The following is an 18,493-nucleotide window of genomic DNA, read 5'->3' as shown; positions in this document are numbered from 1 at the left end:
ATACAGCGTTGGCGGGAGATTAACGAATCCCGCCGTAGGCCAGCGTGACCTCTTTTGCGGCTTTGATCACTAACGCGCCCAGTTCTGTCACCCGATCGTCAGTGATTCGGGAAATAGGTCCGGAAATGGATATTGCGGCGAATGGTTCACGGTGTTCGTCAAAGATACAGGCTGCAATGCAGCGCAGCCCCAGCGCGTGTTCCTCATCATCGAACGAATAGCCGCGTTTACGCGTTTGCGCCAGGTCTTCTTTCAGGTGTATCGGTGACACCAGCGTGGCGTGAGTATACGCGTGCAGCCCCTTGCGATGCAGCAATGCGCTGACCTGCTCTTCGCTCAGTTGTGATAAAAAGGCTTTCCCGGCACCCGACGCGTGCATTGGCAGTTTGCCGCCAATCGGCGCGGACATGCGCATCAGTTGGGTACACTGCACCTGGTCAATAATAATGGCCTGATGATCGCTCTGATCCAGCACCGCGAGATTGACTGTTTCGCCGGAGGTTTCCATTAGCGAGCGTAAAATGGGGTGCACAATGGCCAGCAGGTTGCGGCTCTGCAAAAAGCTGCTGCCGACGATAAACGCATGCGCGCCCACCGTCCAGTGCCCCAGATCGCCAGTCTGGCGCACGAAGCCGAGTTGCTGCATGGTGGTCAGCAGGCGGTGAGTGGTGGAATTAGGCAGTCCTGCCTGTTGCGCCAGTTCGGTCAGCGCCACGCTGCCGTGGGATTCCGCAATCCACTCCAGCAATTTCAGGCCACGGGTCAGCGACTGGACTTGTCCGGCAGGCTGAGCGGCGACAGGGGCGGCTTTTCTACCGCGTTTGGCGGGAACGGTGGCAACCATAGCGGACTCCTTTTCTGTATCGTGGAAATCATTTTCGTTTTATTTAATGATAATGCAACCTATATCCTTACTCATCGGATGAGTTATTGCAGGGAAAATGAACTTGTCTCATGTTAAGGCCGTGTGACTTTTCCGTACTGCCGGTTTATGCCAGTATGGACTGCTGGCCTGTCGGCCTGGTTGATCGTTGTCGGGAGCATGTGTGAGCAACAAAGTTGAACAGCTGCATCAGCAGTTAAAAGAACGCATTCTGATTCTGGATGGGGGCATGGGCACCATGATCCAGAGCTATCGTCTCGAAGAGCAGGATTTCCGCGGTGAACGCTTCGCCGACTGGCCCTGTGATCTGAAAGGAAACAATGACCTGCTGGTGATCACCCAACCGGAAACGATCGCCGCTATCCACTACGCGTACTTTGAGGCGGGTGCGGATATCATTGAGACCAACACCTTCAACTCGACGACCATCGCGATGGCGGATTACCAGATGGAATCCCTGTCGGCAGAAATCAACTTTGAAGCGGCAAAGCTGGCACGCGCCTGTGCGGATGAATGGACCGCGCGCACGCCGGAAAAACCGCGCTATGTGGCGGGCGTGCTCGGCCCGACCAACCGCACGGCCTCCATTTCGCCGGACGTTAACGACCCGGCATTCCGTAATATCACCTTTGATCAACTGGTGACGGCATATCGTGAGTCCACTCGTGCGCTGGTGGAAGGCGGCGCAGACCTGATTCTGATCGAAACCATCTTCGATACACTCAACGCCAAAGCGGCGATTTACGCGGTAAAAGAAGAGTTCGAGGCGCTGGGCGTTGAACTGCCGATCATGATTTCAGGCACTATTACCGACGCCTCCGGGCGTACGCTGTCCGGTCAGACGACTGAAGCGTTCTACAACTCGCTGCGCCACGCCGACGCGCTGACCTTTGGGCTGAACTGTGCGCTCGGCCCGGATGAGTTGCGCCAGTATGTACAGGAACTGTCGCGCATTGCCGAATGCTACGTCACCGCGCACCCAAACGCCGGGCTACCGAACGCCTTTGGTGAATACGATCTCGACGCTGAGACCATGGCAAAACAGATCCGCGAATGGGCTGAAGCCGGGTTCCTTAATATCGTCGGCGGCTGCTGTGGCACCACGCCGGAACATATCGCCGCCATGAGCCGCGCGGTAGAAGGTCTGGCACCACGCCAGTTGCCGGAATTACCGATAGCCTGTCGTTTGTCTGGTCTCGAACCGCTGAATATCGGTGATGACAGCCTGTTTGTGAACGTCGGTGAGCGTACTAACGTCACTGGCTCTGCGAAGTTCAAGCGCCTGATCAAAGAAGAGAAGTACAGCGAAGCGCTGGATGTCGCGCGCCAGCAGGTGGAAAACGGCGCGCAGATCATCGACATCAACATGGACGAAGGGATGCTCGACGCCGAAGCGGCGATGGTGCGTTTCCTCAACCTGATTGCCGGTGAGCCGGATATCGCGCGCGTACCGATCATGATTGACTCCTCGAAGTGGGAGGTCATTGAAAAAGGGCTGAAATGCATTCAGGGTAAAGGCATCGTCAACTCCATCTCGATGAAAGAAGGCGTTGAGGCGTTTATCCATCACGCGAAGCAGGTGCGTCGCTACGGTGCGGCTGTGGTCGTCATGGCGTTTGATGAAGTCGGCCAGGCCGATACCCGTGAGCGCAAAATCGCCATCTGCCGCCGTGCCTACAAGATCCTGACCGAAGAGGTGGGTTTCCCGCCGGAAGATATCATTTTCGACCCCAATATCTTCGCGGTAGCGACTGGCATTGAAGAGCACAACAACTATGCGCAGGACTTTATCGGCGCCTGCGAAGACATCAAACGCGAGCTGCCGCATGCACTGATTTCCGGTGGCGTTTCCAACGTCTCTTTCTCCTTCCGCGGCAACGACCCGGTGCGCGAAGCTATCCACGCAGTGTTCCTCTACTATGCCATTCGTAATGGCATGGATATGGGTATCGTCAATGCCGGTCAACTGGCGATTTATGACGATCTGCCTGCCGAGCTGCGCGATGCGGTCGAAGACGTGATCCTCAATCGTCGCGACGACAGTACCGAGCGCCTGCTGGAACTGGCGGAAAAATATCGCGGCAGCAAGGCTGACGATGGCGCGAATGCTCAACAGGCGGAGTGGCGCTCATGGGATGTGACCAAACGTCTCGAATATTCGCTGGTGAAAGGCATTACCGAATTTATCGAGCAGGACACCGAGGAGGCGCGCCAGCAGGCGGCACGGCCCATCGAAGTGATTGAAGGGCCACTGATGGACGGCATGAACGTGGTCGGCGATCTGTTCGGCGAAGGCAAAATGTTTCTACCGCAGGTGGTGAAATCCGCCCGTGTGATGAAACAGGCGGTGGCGTACCTGGAACCGTTTATCGAAGCCAGCAAAGAGAAGGGCTCCAGCAACGGCAAGATGGTCATCGCCACCGTGAAGGGCGATGTGCACGATATCGGCAAAAATATCGTTGGCGTGGTGTTGCAGTGCAACAACTACGAAATTATTGATCTCGGCGTGATGGTCCCGGCGGATAAAATCCTCAAAACAGCCAAAGAGGTTAACGCCGACCTCATCGGCCTCTCCGGACTTATCACCCCGTCGCTGGACGAAATGGTTAACGTGGCGAAGGAGATGGAACGTCAGGGCTTTACCATTCCGTTGTTGATTGGCGGCGCCACCACCTCGAAAGCGCACACGGCAGTGAAGATCGAACAGAACTACAGCGGCCCGACGGTTTACGTGCAGAATGCCTCGCGCACGGTTGGCGTGGTGTCATCATTGCTTTCTGCCACACAGCATGACGATTTTGTTGCCCGTACCCGCAAAGAATATGAAACGGTGCGTATCCAGCATGCACGCAAAAAACCGCGCACGCCGCCGGTGACGCTGGAAGCGGCGCGTGAAAATGATCTGGCCTTTGACTGGAGCAGTTATACCCCGCCAGTGGCGCACCGCCTCGGTGTGCAGGAGGTGACGGCCAGTATTGAAACGCTGCGCAATTACATCGACTGGACGCCATTTTTCATGACCTGGTCGCTGGCAGGTAAATACCCGCGCATTCTGGAAGATGAGGTGGTGGGTGAAGAGGCTAAACGCCTGTTCCAGGATGCCAACGACATGCTCGACCAGCTCGGCGCGGAAAAACGTCTGACACCGCGCGGCGTGGTGGGGCTGTTTCCGGCTAACCGCGTGGGTGATGACATCGAAATTTACCGCGATGAAACCCGTACTCATGTGCTGACAGTAAGCCATCATTTGCGCCAGCAGACGGAAAAAGTGGGGTTTGCCAACTACTGTCTGGCCGATTTCGTCGCGCCGAAACTGTCCGGCAAAGCTGACTATATCGGCGCGTTCGCCGTTACCGGCGGGCTGGAGGAAGATGCGCTGGCAGAAGCGTACGAAGCGCAGCATGATGATTACAACAAAATTATGGTCAAAGCGATTGCTGACCGTCTGGCCGAGGCGTTTGCGGAATACCTTCACGAACGGGTGCGCAAAGTTTACTGGGGTTATGCGGCGAACGAGAATCTCAGCAATGAGGATCTAATCCGCGAAAATTATCAGGGTATCCGACCGGCGCCAGGTTATCCGGCGTGTCCGGAACATACCGAAAAAGGCACTATCTGGCAGTTGCTGGACGTAGAAGCGCGTATTGGTATGAAACTCACCGAGTCCTTCGCCATGTGGCCTGGCGCGTCGGTGTCGGGCTGGTACTTCAGCCATCCTGACAGCAAATATTTTGCCGTGGCGCAGATCCAGCGCGATCAGGTAGAAGATTACGCACGTCGTAAAGGAATGGGCGTGGCAGACGTGGAGCGCTGGTTAGCGTCGCATTTAGGCTACGACGCTGACTGATTCATAAAACTGTCATCTTTCTTTACAACAAACAGGGCGCTCATGAGGCGCCTTGTCTCTTTATTAGTGGTAAACCCTTATACTAGAAGGAGACCTTACGTCTCAGAATCATAAGAATAAGGAGAACCTGCATCCGTGTTGACGTTGTTACACTTGCTCTCTGCTGTTTCCTTGCTGGTGTGGGGCACTCATATTGTCCGCACCGGCGTGATGCGTGTTTTTGGTGCGCGTTTACGTACCGTACTGAGCGGGAGTGTTGAAAAGAAACCGCTCGCCTTCTGCGCGGGTATTGGCGTGACTGCGCTGGTGCAGAGCAGTAACGCCACGACGATGCTGGTGACGTCATTCGTGGCGCAGGATTTGGTGGCGCTCACCCCGGCACTGGTGATTGTCCTGGGCGCGGACGTGGGGACGGCGCTGATGGCGCGGGTGCTGACCTTTGATCTTTCCTGGCTGTCGCCACTGCTGATTTTCATCGGTGTGATTTTCTTTCTGGGCCGTAAACAGACTCGTGCCGGGCAACTGGGGCGCGTGGGGATTGGCCTCGGCCTGATCCTGCTGGCACTGGAGCTTATCGTCCAGGCGGTGCACCCGATCACCGAAGCGAGCGGCGTACAGGTAATTTTTGCCTCGCTGACTGGCGACATTATGCTGGATGCATTGATTGGTGCCGTCTTTGCGCTGGTCAGTTACTCAAGCCTCGCCGCCGTGCTGCTGACCGCCACGCTCACCGCCGCGGGGATCATCGCCTTCCCGGTCGCGCTTTGTCTGGTGATTGGCGCCAACCTGGGCTCCGGCCTGCTGGCAATGCTGAATAACAGTGCCGCTAATGCCGCTGCCCGCCGCGTGGCGCTGGGCAGTTTGCTCTTTAAGCTGGTGGGCAGCCTGATTATCCTGCCCTTTGTTCACCCGCTCGCCAGCGTGTTGCATGAGCTACCGCTGCCTGAATCGGAACTGGTGATTTATTTCCACGTGTTTTACAACCTGATCCGCTGCCTGGCGATGGTGCCTTTCGCCGAGCCGATGGCGCGGTTCTGCAAACGCGTGATCCGTGATGAGCCTGAGCTGGATGCGCGCCTGAAGCCAAAACATCTCGACACCACCGCGCTGGATACCCCTGCGCTGGCGCTGGCCAATGCCGCGCGTGAGACCCTGCGCATGGGCGATGCCATGGAACTGATGTTAGGCGGCCTGCATAACATCATGCACGGCGAACCGCGCGAAGAGAAAGAGCTGCGTAAGCTGGCGGATGATATCAACGTGCTGTACACCGCCATCAAACTCTATCTGGCGCGGATGCCGAAAGAGGAGCTGGCGGAAGAGGAATCCCGCCGCTGGGCGGAAATTATTGAGATGTCGCTGAACCTGGAGCAGGCATCTGACATCGTGGAACGCATGGGCAGCGAGATTGCCGACAAGTCGCTGGCCGCCCGCCGTGCGTTCTCGATTGAAGGGCTGAAAGAGCTGGATGCACTGTACGAACAGCTTCTCAGCAACCTGAAGCTGGCGATGTCGGTTTTCTTCTCCGGTGATGTCCCCAGCGCCCGCCGTTTGCGCCGCAACAAACACCGCTTCCGTATTCTGAACCGCCGTTACTCACACGCACACGTTGACCGGCTTCATCAGCAGAATGTGCAAAGTATTGAAACCAGTTCACTACACCTGGGCCTGCTCGGCGACATGAAACGCCTGAACTCGCTGTTCTGTTCAGTCGCCTACAGCGTGATGGAGCAGCCGGACGAAGACGATGAGCGGGATGATTATTAATGCTGAAGTGATTAAACGCCCGCAACCTGCTGGCGTTTTTTTGGAAAACGTCTCGTAAAACTGACACCACACCAATGACCTGAACAGCCTTCTGAGATACCTTTTTGTCCGCAATAAATGTTTGTATAAAATTTTATACAAGGATGTGTTATGCTGGCAAAAACAGCGGAATTGAAATCGTTGATATGGATGGGAAGCTCGCTGGAGGATTTACGTGCCTTTCCTGAACAGATCCGTAAGGATGCAGTTTACATTCTTCATTGTTTCAACAAAAAGTGCCAACGAACCCGCCAACAGGATAAAACCATTGCCAGCGCCCGCTACCAGGTCGTTCAGCGATTCAGGAGTATGCAATGAAACAGAACATAGACTGCACTGTCAGGCATATCACTTCGGCGGAAGGCAATATTTTTACCGATCTTGGTTTTGATGCCGATGAAGCACAACGGCTCAAGCAAGAAGCCGAACATGACGTTGAGCAATTGCTCGCCATTAAACGTCAACTGATGCAGGAAATTTCAGGCTGGATTTCGGAGAATCAACTGAAGCAAGCTGATGCAGCCTCCCGACTGCAGATTTCCCGCCCCCGGGTCTCTGATGTCGTAAACCTGAAAACGAGTAAATTTACTCTGGATTCGCTGGTGATGATGCTCATGAAACTGGGAAAACCGGTATCGGTTCTGGTGGGATGAAAGCGATGTAGAGAGTGTGCTTTCAGGCTGGTCGCCAGGAAACAAGACCATTTGTGCCAGCGCCAGGGTAAGGTATATTTCGCTTTTACAGGAGAAACTATGCTGCCAACCCAATCAACCCGATTAAACAAATACATTAGCGAAAGTGGAATTTGCTCACGTCGCGAGGCTGACCGCTACATCGAACAGGGGAACGTGTTTATCAACGGTAAACGCGCCACCATTGGCGATCAGGTCGTTGCTGGCGATGTGGTGAAAGTGAATGGTCAACTCATCGAGCCAAGAAACGAAGAAGACTTGGTGTTTATCGCGTTGAACAAACCGGTTGGCATTGTGAGTACGACGGAAGAGGGCGAACGGGATAACATCGTCGACTTCGTTAACCACAGCCGCCGTATTTTCCCGATTGGTCGCCTGGATAAGGACTCGCAGGGGCTGATCTTTCTGACCAACCACGGTGATCTGGTCAATAAAATTCTGCGTGCCGGTAATGACCATGAAAAAGAGTATCTGGTGACGGTGAATAAACCGATTACGGATGACTTCATTCGCGGCATGGGCGCAGGCGTGCCGATTCTTGGTTCCGTCACAAAGAAGTGCAAAGTCAAAAAAGAGGCGCCGTTTACCTTCCGCATCACCCTCGTGCAGGGGCTGAACCGGCAAATTCGCCGCATGTGCGAGTATTTTGGTTTTGAAGTGACGAAACTGGAGCGTACGCGAATTATGAACGTCAGCCTGAGCGGGATCCCGCAGGGCGAGTGGCGTGATTTAACTGACGATGAGTTGATTGCGCTTTTTAAGCTTATCGAAGATTCGTCGTCGGAAGCGAAGCCGAAAGCAAAGGCGAAGGCCAAACCGAAAACACCATCCAGTGCGGCAAAAAAACCGGCCACCAGCGGCGGGAAAAACATGGCCAAAACGCCTGCAGAAATGGCCAATCGTAAGCGCTTTACCTCGCCGGGGCGGAAAAAGAAAGGGCGCTAATCAGCGCCTTCCACGGGTAGGGGTATTAGCAGACCAGGAGAATGTCGCGTTCTCATCCGGTTTATAAGCCTGCTGCTTTTTCAGCTTGCGGGCTTTTTTGGCTTCAGCGTCACGCTGTGCCATCAGCTTATCGATGTACTCTCTTTTGACCTGATTGGTTTCGGCGTTGGTCAAGGGACGGCCATGTGAGATGCGAGCGCGGTCGAGCAATGTTTTCAGCTCGCGCTGCTCGCTTTCCGTCATGTCTTTTTGGGTTAATCGTGCTGTGGACATCACTGAAGCCTCCAGGTGGGTAGGCTTCAGTGTAAAGCAAGCACGTTCAGCCGCGAAGCGAATTAGCCCTGTTTCGCCACTTCTTTTTCCGGTTTCTCATCAACCGGCTTACCGGACCAGTACCCCGCCAGCAGCGAGCCTGACAGATTGTGCCAGACGGAGAACAACGCGCCGGGGAGAGCCGCGAGCGGGCCGAAGTAGATTTTGCCGAGTGCGGCGGCGAGTCCGGAGTTCTGCATACCCACTTCAATCGCCAGCGTGCGGCAGGTGGATTCATCGAAACCGAACAGGCGACCGCCCCAGTAACCGCCAAGCAGGCCGATGCTGTTATGCAGAATGACAGCGACAACCACCATCAGACCCACAGACGCGATATGCGACGCGGAACCGGCCACTACAGCGCTGATGATCGCCAGGATGCAGATCATGGAGAACGCCGGGAGATAAGGCTCTACCGCTTTCACTACGCGCGGCAACAAATGGTGCACCACCAGCCCTAAGGCAATCGGGATCACCACGATTTGCAGAATGCTGAGCAGCATTCCCATCACGTCTACCTGAATATGGGCGTCGACGTACAGGCGGGTCAGCAGCGGGGTCGCGACAACACCCACCAGCGTTGATATCGACGAGATAGTCACCGACAGCGCGACATCGCCTTTTGCCAGGTAGATCATGACGTTTGACGCCGTGCCGCTGGCAACGCTGCCCACCAGTACCATGCCTGCGGACAACTCTGGCGGCATGCGGAAGGCCAGCGCCAGCAGCCAGGCAGCGAGCGGCATTACCAGATAGTGCAGGAAAATCCCTGCGGCAACCGGCGCCGGGCGTGACAGCACGCGTTTGAAATCATCCACTTTCAGATGCACGCCCATGCCAAACATGATCAGCATCAGCAGCGTGGTGACCCAGGGGCCGATTGGGGTAAAGGTCGAGGGCGTGTAATAGGCAAGAACAGAGAGCAGCAGCGCCCATAACGGGAACAGCCTGGTGAAGAGTCCTGACATGATGTATTCCTTGCGATCGTGTAATTGTCGTGTTGTGTTTTTATAGAAAAGCCGGGTTCGAGCCCGGCCATAGGTATGGTTTATCGCGTGTTCGAATTTTATTCAAACAAATTATGATGAAGTTTCTGCACGACTTTTTCTGATTCGTTACCCGGCACGAGGAAACACAAGTTGTAGCTGGAGGCACCGTAGCAAATCATGCGGATGTTGAACGGCTCCAGCACGCCAAACACCTCTTTACCAACGCCACAGGCTCTGGAGAGGTGATTACCAATCAGCGCCACCAGCGCCAGCCCCTCTTCGACTTCAACGCGGCACAGGGAAGAAAGCTCCGTCAGCAGCGCTTGCGTCAGCAGGGTATCGCCCGTTGACGTGGAGCCGGTGGTATCCAGCGTCAGCGCAATGCTGACTTCTGAGGTGGTGATAAGATCGACCGAAATATTGTGACGCGCCAGAATGCCAAACACCTCCGCCAGGAAACCGCGGGAGTGCAGCATATTCAGACTGTGCAGCGTTACCAGCGTCTGGTTGCGGCGCAACGCCAGCGCGCGGAACAGCGGCGGGTTCTCGGTTTTATTGCAGACCAGTGTACCGCCAGCTTTCGGATCTTTGCTTGATCCCACAAATACTGGAATTTCGCTGCGCACGGCTGGCAGCAGGGTCGCCGGGTGGAGCACTTTCGCGCCGAAGGTCGCCATCTCGGCAGCTTCCTCAAAGGCGATTTCATTGATGCGCCGTGCGGCAGGCACAATGCGCGGATCGGTGGTGTAAATGCCCGGCACATCAGTCCAGATATCCACACGTTTCGCTTTCAGGGCTTCGCCCAGCAATGCGGCGGTATAGTCGCTGCCACCACGGCCAAGGGTAGTCGTGCGACCTTTGCCTTCGCTGCCGATAAAGCCCTGGGTGATGACCATGTCTTGAGCCAGGCGTGGTGCAAGCTGCTGGATGCAAAGCTCAGACAGCGCTGCGACATCCGGCTCGGCGCGACCAAAACGATCGTTGGTGCGCATCACTTTGCGCACGTCAAACCACTGCGCCTGCACCCCGCGCTCGCGCAGAATTTCCACAAACAGCAGCGTGGACATCAATTCGCCGTGGCTGACCAGTTCATCGGTTAGCGCGTTAGACGTCGCCAGCGACGCGGCCTCTGCCAGGGTGGTGATATTTTCCAGCAGGCGCTCAATCTCTTCGCGGATCACATTGGGATTCTGCAGGCGATCGAGAATATCGAATTGAATTTGACGAATGGCGTCGAGTTTTGCGAAACGCCCGGTAGCGTCCAGGCCTTCCGCCAGCGCCACCAGTAGATTGGTAATGCCTGCGGAAGCGGAAAGCACCACCAGGCGGGTATTGGGATCGGTGAGCACGACATCCGCGCTACGGTTCATTGCGTCGAAATCTGCAACGCTGGTACCGCCAAATTTGGCGACGACTAAATCTGTCATAACAACCTCGTGTCAGGGAGTGAAAATAGTGACCTTGGCACAAGAGCAGAACAGTAATCGAACCAGGCGCAGGTACCGTATTCATAAATAAAATGTGAGGCCGGGGGCTGTCAACGCTTAGGTTATGCGGATTTTTTATGCTGAACCAGAATTCAGAAACCAGTCTTATAAAAGTGTGAGCGGCAGGCATTTTTTAGCCGCTTTTGCCCTCATCCTGAAAAAGCATCACAATTTTTGTCCGCAGGCGCTACAATCGAGCGAAGTCACAATTTTCAAATCAGATGAGTATTGCTATGAAAAATATCAATCCAACGCAGACTTCAGCCTGGAAGGCACTACAGAAACACTACGAGGAGATGAAGGACGTCACTATCGCGGAGCTGTTCGCGAAAGATAGCGACCGTTTTTCGAAATTTTCCGCGACCTTTGATGATTTGATGCTGGTGGATTTTTCCAAAAACCGCATCACGGCTGACACGCTGGCAAAACTGCAGGATCTGGCAAAAGAGACCGATCTGGCAGGCGCCATCAAATCCATGTTCTCGGGTGAAAAGATCAACCGTACGGAAGACCGTGCCGTGCTGCACGTTGCGCTGCGAAACCGTAGCAATACTCCGATCATGGTGGATGGCAAAGACGTGATGCCGGAAGTGAATGCCGTGCTGGAAAAGATGAAAGGCTTCTCGGAAGCGATCATCTCCGGTAGCTGGAAAGGCTACACCGGCAAACCGATCACCGATGTCGTGAACATTGGTATCGGTGGTTCTGACCTCGGCCCGTTCATGGTGACCGAAGCGCTGCGTCCGTACAAAAATCACCTCAACATGCATTTCGTATCTAACGTTGATGGTACACACATCGCTGAAGTGTTGAAAAAAGTGAACCCGGAAACCACGCTGTTCCTGGTCGCGTCTAAAACCTTCACTACTCAGGAAACCATGACCAATGCCCACAGCGCGCGTGACTGGTTCCTGAAAACTGCCGGTGACCAGAAACACGTGGCTAAACACTTTGCTGCGCTGTCTACCAACGCCAAAGCGGTCGGTGAATTTGGCATCGATACCGCCAACATGTTTGAGTTCTGGGACTGGGTCGGTGGCCGTTACTCGCTGTGGTCCGCCATTGGTCTGTCGATCATTCTGTCTGTGGGCTTCGACAACTTTGTGGAACTGCTCTCCGGCGCGCACGCGATGGACAAGCACTTCTCCACCACGGCACCAGAGAAAAACCTGCCGGTGCTGCTGGCGCTGATCGGTATCTGGTACAACAACTTCTTTGGCGCGGAAACCGAGGCCATTCTGCCGTATGACCAGTACATGCACCGTTTTGCTGCCTACTTCCAGCAGGGCAACATGGAATCCAACGGTAAGTATGTTGATCGTAACGGTAATAAAGTGACGCACCAGACCGGGCCGATCATCTGGGGCGAGCCGGGCACTAACGGTCAGCACGCGTTTTACCAGTTGATTCACCAGGGAACCAAAATGGTACCGTGCGACTTCATCGCGCCATCCATCACCCACAACCCGCTGTCTGATCACCATCCGAAGCTGCTGTCTAACTTCTTCGCCCAGACCGAAGCGCTGGCGTTCGGTAAATCCCGTGAAGTGGTTGAACAGGAATATCGTGACCAGGGGAAAGATCCAGCAACGCTGGAACACGTAGTACCGTTCAAAGTGTTCGAAGGCAACCGCCCGACCAACTCCATCCTGCTGCGTGAAATCACCCCGTTCAGCCTGGGGGCGCTGATCGCGCTGTATGAGCATAAAATCTTTACCCAGGGTGTTATCCTTAACATCTTCACCTTCGATCAGTGGGGCGTTGAGCTTGGCAAACAGCTGGCGAACCGCATTCTGCCAGAGCTGAAAGATGACAAACCCATCAGCAGCCATGACAGCTCAACTAACGGTTTGATTAACCGTTATAAGCAATGGCGTCGGTAATTAATATTTCATAAATAATGCCGGCGAAATGCCGGCATTTTTTTATCGGATAATTCCGGTTGTCCGTTACGTAGCGCAAATTTCTGTTCTGAGTTTAATCTGAAAAGACTATTTAACCTGTTAATCACCGCGGGTTATTTTAGGATTTTACGGAGAATGGAATGTACATATTTATATTATAATTGATTGAATTTTCGTGTTTTAATAAATTTCAAGTTGCCGCTTAATAACCCTTTCATCCATTAATCCGAAAACCGCCACGCTATTTTCCCCTGCGCTAATTCGCCTGCTTTAGTTGTGTATACTCGATCCCGTCTGAATTTCTTTTCAGGCATATCTCCATTCATTCAATGAAGGGAAGTAGTTATGAAGAAAATCCTGTATGGCATTTTTGCCATATCCGCGCTTGCGGCGACCTCAGCTTATGCAGCACCTGTGGAAGTGGGTGAGGCGGCTGGGTCGGCAGCGACGTCTGTGTCTGCGGGCAGTTCGACCGCAACCAGCGCCAGCACCGTAAGTTCGGCCGTGGGTGTCGCACTGGCGGCGACCGGTGGTGGTGATGGCTCCAATACGGGAACCACCACCACAACAACCACCAGTACCCAGTAACAGCGGGTGCTTTAACCATAACCACACTTCGGTGTGGTTATTTTGCCCCTTCGGAGAAGAGTCGTGAAGCGACCCATTATTATCCTTCTTTGCCTGCTGCTTCAGGCATGTTCAGCCAGTACAAAAGGACTGGGACAATCTCTCTGGGATAGCCTGTTTGGCACACCCGGTGTCCAGCTTACCGATGATGACATCCGGAACATGCCCTATGCCAGCCAGTATATGCAGCTCAACGGTGGCCCTCAGCTGTTTGTGGTGCTCGCTTTCTCGGAAAACGGACAGCTGAAATGGGTGACGCAGGATCAGGCCACCCTTGTGACCCGACACGGTCGCATCATAAAAACGCAGCTTGGCGGCGACAACCTCCTCGAGGTGAACAACCTGCAGGCCGACCCGCTGACGAAACCTCAACAGATTGTCGATGGTACCAGCTGGACGCGCACAATGGGCTGGACAGAGCACAAGCAGGTGCGCTACGCCACTGCGCGTTCCGAATTTCACTGGGAGGGCACCGATACCCTGACGTTAGCGGGTGAAGAGACACAGGTGCGAGTGCTGGAAGAGACAGTCAGCACTGATCAGGCCCGCTGGCGCAACCGCTACTGGATCGATGACGAGGGGCAAATTCGCCAGTCTGAGCAGTACCTCGGGGCGAACTATTTCCCGGTGAAAACCACCCTGATTAAGGCGGCAAAGTCATGAAAAATCGTTTAATTGCCGCGTTGATTGCCTCGTTCATCGCACCATTAACGGCTTTTGCCGCCGGCAATGTGGATGTCTATATCAACGGCGCGACGCAGCCGAAAAAACTCACCGATGCCGAACATCTGGCCGATCTGGTCGCGCAGCCACGGCTGGCAGACAGCTGGTGGCCTGGCGCGGTCATCAGCGAGCGTCTCTCCACCGCCACCGCGAAACAGCAGCATCAGGCGTTGCTTGCCCGGCTGGCGGCGCTTGCCGCCGAAGAGGGGGGTGACGACGGTGCGGCGATTAACGCGCTGCGCCAGCAATTACAGAGCATCAACGTAACGGGACGCCAGTTAGTGAGTCTCGACCCTGACGCTGTGCGGGTGAAACCGGGCGCAAACCCGCCGCTACAGGGAGATTACACCCTGTGGGTCGGCCAGCAACCTTCCACGGTGCGTCTGCTCGGTTTAATCAGTCGTCCGGGTACGCTGCCGTTCACGCCAGAGCGTGATGTGGCGAGTTATCTCGACGATCAAAGCCTGCTCAGCGGTGCCGACCGCAGCTACGCCTGGGTGATTTACCCCGACGGGCGGACACAAAAAGCGCCAGTGGCGTACTGGAACAAACGCCACGTGGAACTGATGCCAGGAAGCCTTATTTTTGTCGGTTTTGCCGATTCCCTGTGGACGAAGAAATACGACGAGCTGAACGCCGACATTCTTCACTCACTCACACAGCGGATACCTGAATAATGAAAAGAAGATTTCTCTATAGTCTGCTGGCGTTGGGTGTGAGCGCGGCCTGCCATGCAGAAACGTATCCGGCGCCTGTTGGACCGTCACAGTCGGATTTTGGTGGCGTGGGGTTGATGCAGACGCCTACTGCGCGTATGGCGCGGGAAGGTGAGATGAGCATCAACTATCGAGATAACGATCAGTATCGCTATTACTCCGGTTCGATACAGCTCTTCCCCTGGCTGGAAACCACTTTGCGTTATACCGATGTGCGTACCCGACAATACAGCAGTGTTGATGCCTTCTCCGGCGACCAGACTTACAAAGATAAAGCGTTCGATCTCAAACTGCGGTTGTGGGAAGAGGGCTACTGGCTGCCGCAGGTGGCGGTGGGCGCACGGGATATCGGCGGGACCGGTCTGTTTGATGCGGAATACATCGTCGCCAGCAAAGCCTGGGGACCGTTCGATTTCTCGCTGGGGCTCGGCTGGGGTTATCTCGGCACCAGCGGCAACGTGAAAAACCCGCTCTGTTCCTACAGTGATAAATTTTGCTACCGCGACAATAGTTATCGTGAAGCGGGCTCGGTGGATGGCAGTCAGATGTTCCACGGCCCGACCGCGCTGTTTGGCGGCGTTGAATATCAGACCCCGTGGCAGCCACTGCGCCTGAAGCTGGAGTACGAAGGTAACAATTACAGCGATGAATTTGCCGGAAAAATCGAGCAGAAAAGCAAGTTTAACGTCGGCGCCATTTACCGTGTCACTGACTGGGCCGACGTTAACCTGAGCTATGAGCGCGGTAACACCTTTATGTTTGGTGTGACGTTGCGGACCAATTTTAACGATCTGCGCCCGTCTTACAACGACAACGCCCGGCCGAAATATCAGCCGGAACCACAGGACGCGATCCTGCAACATTCCGTGGTGTCGAACCAGTTGACCCTGCTGAAATACAACGCTGGTCTGGCGGATCCACAGATTCAGGTGAAAGGCGACACGCTGTACGTTACCGGCGAGCAGGTGAAATACCGCGACTCGCGTGAAGGTATTGAGCGCGCTAACCGGATTATCATGAATGATCTGCCGGACGGGATCCGCACCATCCGCATTACTGAAAACCGTCTTAATCTGCCGCAGGTGACCACCGAAACCGATGTCGCCAGCTTGCGCAATCATCTGGAGGGCGAGCCGTTAGGTCACGAAACGCCACTGGCGCAGAAACGCATCGAGCCGGTGATACCGGAGAAAACGGAGCAGGGCTGGTATATCGATAAGTCGCGTTTCGACGTGCATATCGACCCGGTACTGAATCAGTCCATCGGCGGCCCGGAAAGCTTCTACATGTATCAGCTGGGCGTGATGGGTACTGCGGACTGGTGGGTGACCGACCACCTGATCACCACTGGCAGCCTGTTCGCCAATCTGGCCAATAACTACGACAAATTTAACTACACCAATCCGCCGCAGGATTCACATTTGCCGCGCGTCAGAACCCACGTGCGTGAGTATGTGGAGAACGATATTTACGTCAATAACCTGCAGGCCAACTACCTGCAGTACTTCGGCAACGGTTTCTACGGCCAGGTGTACGGCGGTTATCTGGAAACTATGTTCGGCGGTGCGGGCGCGGAAGTGCTCTATCGTCCGGTCGACAGCAACTGGGCGTTTGGTATTGATGCAAACTATGTGAAACAGCGTGACTGGCGTAGCGCGCAGGACATGATGAAGTTCACCGATTACAGCGCGAAAACGGGTCACCTGACCGCCTACTGGACGCCGCCGTTTGCACAGGATGTGCTGATCAAAGCCAGCGTCGGGCAATATCTGGCAGGCGATAAGGGCGGTACGCTCGAAGTGGCGAAACACTTCGACAGCGGCGTAGTGGTGGGCGCATACGCGACGATCACTAACGTGTCACCGGAAGAGTACGGGGAAGGGGATTTCACCAAAGGCGTGTATGTGTCTGTGCCGCTGGATATCTTCTCGTCAGGCCCGACCCGCAGCCGTGCCGCCATCGGCTGGACACCGCTGACGCGTGACGGCGGTCAGAAACTGGGACGCAAATTCCAGTTGTATGACATGACCAGCGATCGCAGCGTGAATTTCCGTTGATGTTTTATTGCCGGGTGGCGCTGTGCTTACCCGGCAATAAGCATAAATAAAAAATATAGATCTCCGTCACACTTTTGCGTTATACAGGAGGCTCGCCACTGCGATAAAGGTGCTGTTATGACATCACTCACTCGTCCCCGTGTTGAGTTCATCTCCACCATCCTGCAGACCGTGTTGAATCTGGGTCTGCTGACCCTTGGGTTGATTCTGGTCGTTTTTCTTGGCAAAGAGACGCTGCATCTGGCAGATGTTTTGTTCGCCCCCGAGCAAACCAGCAAGTACGCGCTGGTGGAAGGGCTGGTGGTCTATTTTCTCTACTTTGAATTTATCGCTCTAATTGTGAAGTATTTTCAGTCAGGCTTTCACTTCCCGCTGCGCTACTTTATTTACATCGGGATCACCGCCATCGTGCGGTTGATCATTGTTGATCACAAATCCCCGCTGGATGTGCTGATCTACTCGGCGGCGATCCTGTTGTTGGTGATCACGCTATGGCTTTGTAACTCTAAACGGCTGAAACGCGAATAAAAAAGGGCGGCCCGGAGGCCGCCTGAACAGTCACAATTATTCGCAATGAACAGCATTTGAGGGTTGCAGTGGCATAACAATGAAACTTATCCTTTCACGCCCCCCGACGTCAGACCGCTGACCAGCCAGCGCTGTGCCAGCAGGAACACAAGGGTGATGGGGATGGCGGACAGCACTGCCGCCGCGGCAAAATCGCCCCACAGGTAGTTTTGCGGGTTCAGGTATTGCTGCATACCTACCGCCAGCGTGTAGCTGTTGACGTCACGCAGCAGCAGCGAGGCGACTGGCACTTCAGTGATCGCCGCGATAAACGACAGAATAAACACCACCGCCAGAATCGGCACTGACAGGGGTAACAGCACCAGACGGAAGGCCTGCCACGGTGTCGCGCCATCCAGCGCCGCCGCCTCTTCCAGAGAACCGTCGATGGTTTCGAAATAGCCTTTAATAGTCCAGACGTGCAGCGCAATACCGCCCATATAAGCGAAGATCACCCCGCCGTGCGTGTTGAGGCCGATAAACGGAATGTACTGACCGAGACGGTCAAAGAGGGCATACAACGCCACCAGTGACAGCACCGCCGGGAACATCTGGAAAATCAGCATCCCTTTCAGCAGCGTGGCTTTGCCTGGGAAACGCATACGGGCGAAGGCGTACGCACAGGTGGTGGAGAGCGCCACAATGCCGATAGCGGTGATCCCGGCAATTTTCACCGAGTTCCACAGCCACAAGAGCACCGGGAACGGCGGCGGTGTGACGCGGCCGTCGGCATGCTCAACGCTGAATCCGAGCGCCAGCCGCCAGTGCTCCCAGGAGATATTATCCGGGATCAGGCTGCCAGTGGCGAAGTTGCCTTCACGCAGGGAGATGGCGATCACCATCAGCAGCGGAAACATAATTGCCGCGATGAAGACGAGCAGCAGCAGGTGCGTGATAAAGAGGCGCAGCTTCTGAGATTTCGGTTGTACCATTGCCAT

The 18,493-nt window shown here is 54.9% G+C and carries 16 protein-coding genes; 11 read left to right on the top strand and 5 right to left on the bottom strand.

What is annotated here, in order from left to right:
• Window positions 1–19 precede the first annotated feature (19 nt).
• On the bottom strand, window positions 20–844 hold the full coding sequence (gene iclR, locus GTGU_RS14680; protein ID WP_038158436.1) for a glyoxylate bypass operon transcriptional repressor IclR: 825 nt from the start codon (window positions 842–844) through the stop codon (window positions 20–22).
• Between the two features lie 202 nt (window positions 845–1,046).
• Between iclR and metH the strand changes: the two genes are divergently transcribed.
• The 5 genes from metH to rluF all read left to right on the top strand — a co-directional run bounded on the left by metH (window position 1,047) and on the right by rluF (window position 8,173).
• Window positions 1,047–4,730 (top strand): methionine synthase, encoded by a 3,684-nt coding sequence (metH, locus tag GTGU_RS14675; RefSeq protein ID WP_038158435.1) that lies wholly within the window; start codon window positions 1,047–1,049, stop codon window positions 4,728–4,730.
• Between the two features lie 135 nt (window positions 4,731–4,865).
• Window positions 4,866–6,497, top strand: a complete 1,632-nt coding sequence (locus tag GTGU_RS14670) for a Na/Pi cotransporter family protein (RefSeq protein WP_038158432.1) — start codon at window positions 4,866–4,868, stop codon at window positions 6,495–6,497.
• A gap of 150 nt (window positions 6,498–6,647) precedes the next feature.
• Window positions 6,648–6,854, top strand: coding sequence for a type II toxin-antitoxin system RelE/ParE family toxin (locus GTGU_RS14665; RefSeq protein ID WP_038158431.1), 207 nt, complete (start codon window positions 6,648–6,650; stop codon window positions 6,852–6,854).
• Window positions 6,851–7,189 (top strand): helix-turn-helix domain-containing protein, encoded by a 339-nt coding sequence (locus GTGU_RS14660; RefSeq protein ID WP_038158429.1) that lies wholly within the window; start codon window positions 6,851–6,853, stop codon window positions 7,187–7,189. The genes GTGU_RS14665 and GTGU_RS14660 overlap by 4 nt, the downstream gene beginning before the upstream one ends.
• Before the next feature lie 99 nt (window positions 7,190–7,288).
• Window positions 7,289–8,173 carry a 23S rRNA pseudouridine(2604) synthase RluF gene (gene rluF, locus GTGU_RS14655; RefSeq protein ID WP_038158427.1) on the top strand — a complete coding sequence of 295 codons (885 nt, stop codon included), beginning with the start codon at window positions 7,289–7,291 and terminating at the stop codon, window positions 8,171–8,173.
• Here rluF and GTGU_RS14650 read toward each other — a convergent pair whose 3' ends face one another.
• From GTGU_RS14650 to lysC, 3 genes are all read right to left on the bottom strand, one after another.
• Complete coding sequence (locus GTGU_RS14650; protein ID WP_038158425.1) at window positions 8,174–8,446, bottom strand: YjbD family protein; 273 nt, start codon at window positions 8,444–8,446, stop codon at window positions 8,174–8,176. It lies immediately after the preceding gene.
• A 62-nt stretch (window positions 8,447–8,508) separates the two neighbouring features.
• The gene (panS, locus tag GTGU_RS14645) at window positions 8,509–9,453 is read right to left on the bottom strand and encodes a ketopantoate/pantoate/pantothenate transporter PanS (RefSeq protein WP_038158423.1); all 945 of its coding nucleotides are present in this window, start codon (window positions 9,451–9,453) and stop codon (window positions 8,509–8,511) included.
• 98 nt (window positions 9,454–9,551) lie between these two features.
• Window positions 9,552–10,901 carry a lysine-sensitive aspartokinase 3 gene (lysC, locus tag GTGU_RS14640; RefSeq protein ID WP_038158422.1) on the bottom strand — a complete coding sequence of 450 codons (1,350 nt, stop codon included), beginning with the start codon at window positions 10,899–10,901 and terminating at the stop codon, window positions 9,552–9,554.
• A 293-nt stretch (window positions 10,902–11,194) separates the two neighbouring features.
• Here lysC and pgi point away from each other — a divergent pair, with 293 nt between their 5' ends.
• The 6 genes from pgi (at window position 11,195) to psiE (ending at window position 17,516) form a co-directional block, all read left to right on the top strand.
• Window positions 11,195–12,844: a glucose-6-phosphate isomerase gene (pgi, locus tag GTGU_RS14635; RefSeq protein ID WP_038158420.1), complete on the top strand. Its 1,650-nt coding sequence runs from the start codon at window positions 11,195–11,197 to the stop codon at window positions 12,842–12,844.
• A 366-nt stretch (window positions 12,845–13,210) separates the two neighbouring features.
• Window positions 13,211–13,453 carry an exopolysaccharide production protein YjbE gene (gene yjbE / locus GTGU_RS14630; RefSeq protein WP_038158418.1) on the top strand — a complete coding sequence of 81 codons (243 nt, stop codon included), beginning with the start codon at window positions 13,211–13,213 and terminating at the stop codon, window positions 13,451–13,453.
• A 63-nt stretch (window positions 13,454–13,516) separates the two neighbouring features.
• A complete protein-coding gene (locus GTGU_RS14625; RefSeq protein ID WP_038158416.1) occupies window positions 13,517–14,155 on the top strand; it encodes a YjbF family lipoprotein in 639 nt (212 codons plus the stop codon).
• Window positions 14,152–14,892, top strand: a complete 741-nt coding sequence (locus tag GTGU_RS14620; protein ID WP_038158414.1) for a capsule biosynthesis GfcC family protein — start codon at window positions 14,152–14,154, stop codon at window positions 14,890–14,892. Before GTGU_RS14625 ends, GTGU_RS14620 begins: the two co-directional genes overlap by 4 nt.
• Window positions 14,892–16,988: a YjbH domain-containing protein gene (locus GTGU_RS14615; RefSeq protein WP_038158411.1), complete on the top strand. Its 2,097-nt coding sequence runs from the start codon at window positions 14,892–14,894 to the stop codon at window positions 16,986–16,988. The genes GTGU_RS14620 and GTGU_RS14615 overlap by 1 nt, the downstream gene beginning before the upstream one ends.
• A 117-nt stretch (window positions 16,989–17,105) precedes the next feature.
• Window positions 17,106–17,516 carry a phosphate-starvation-inducible protein PsiE gene (gene psiE, locus GTGU_RS14610; protein ID WP_038158408.1) on the top strand — a complete coding sequence of 137 codons (411 nt, stop codon included), beginning with the start codon at window positions 17,106–17,108 and terminating at the stop codon, window positions 17,514–17,516.
• Window positions 17,517–17,602: 86 nt separating this feature from the next.
• On the opposite strand, the gene malG is transcribed toward psiE, so the two are convergent.
• Complete coding sequence (gene malG / locus GTGU_RS14605; protein WP_038158406.1) at window positions 17,603–18,493, bottom strand: maltose ABC transporter permease MalG; 891 nt, start codon at window positions 18,491–18,493, stop codon at window positions 17,603–17,605.

Origin of the sequence: Trabulsiella guamensis ATCC 49490, assembly GCF_000734965.1 — a bacterium.
GTDB lineage: Bacteria > Pseudomonadota > Gammaproteobacteria > Enterobacterales > Enterobacteriaceae > Trabulsiella > Trabulsiella guamensis.
This window is presented reverse-complemented; position numbering and strand designations above follow the sequence as displayed.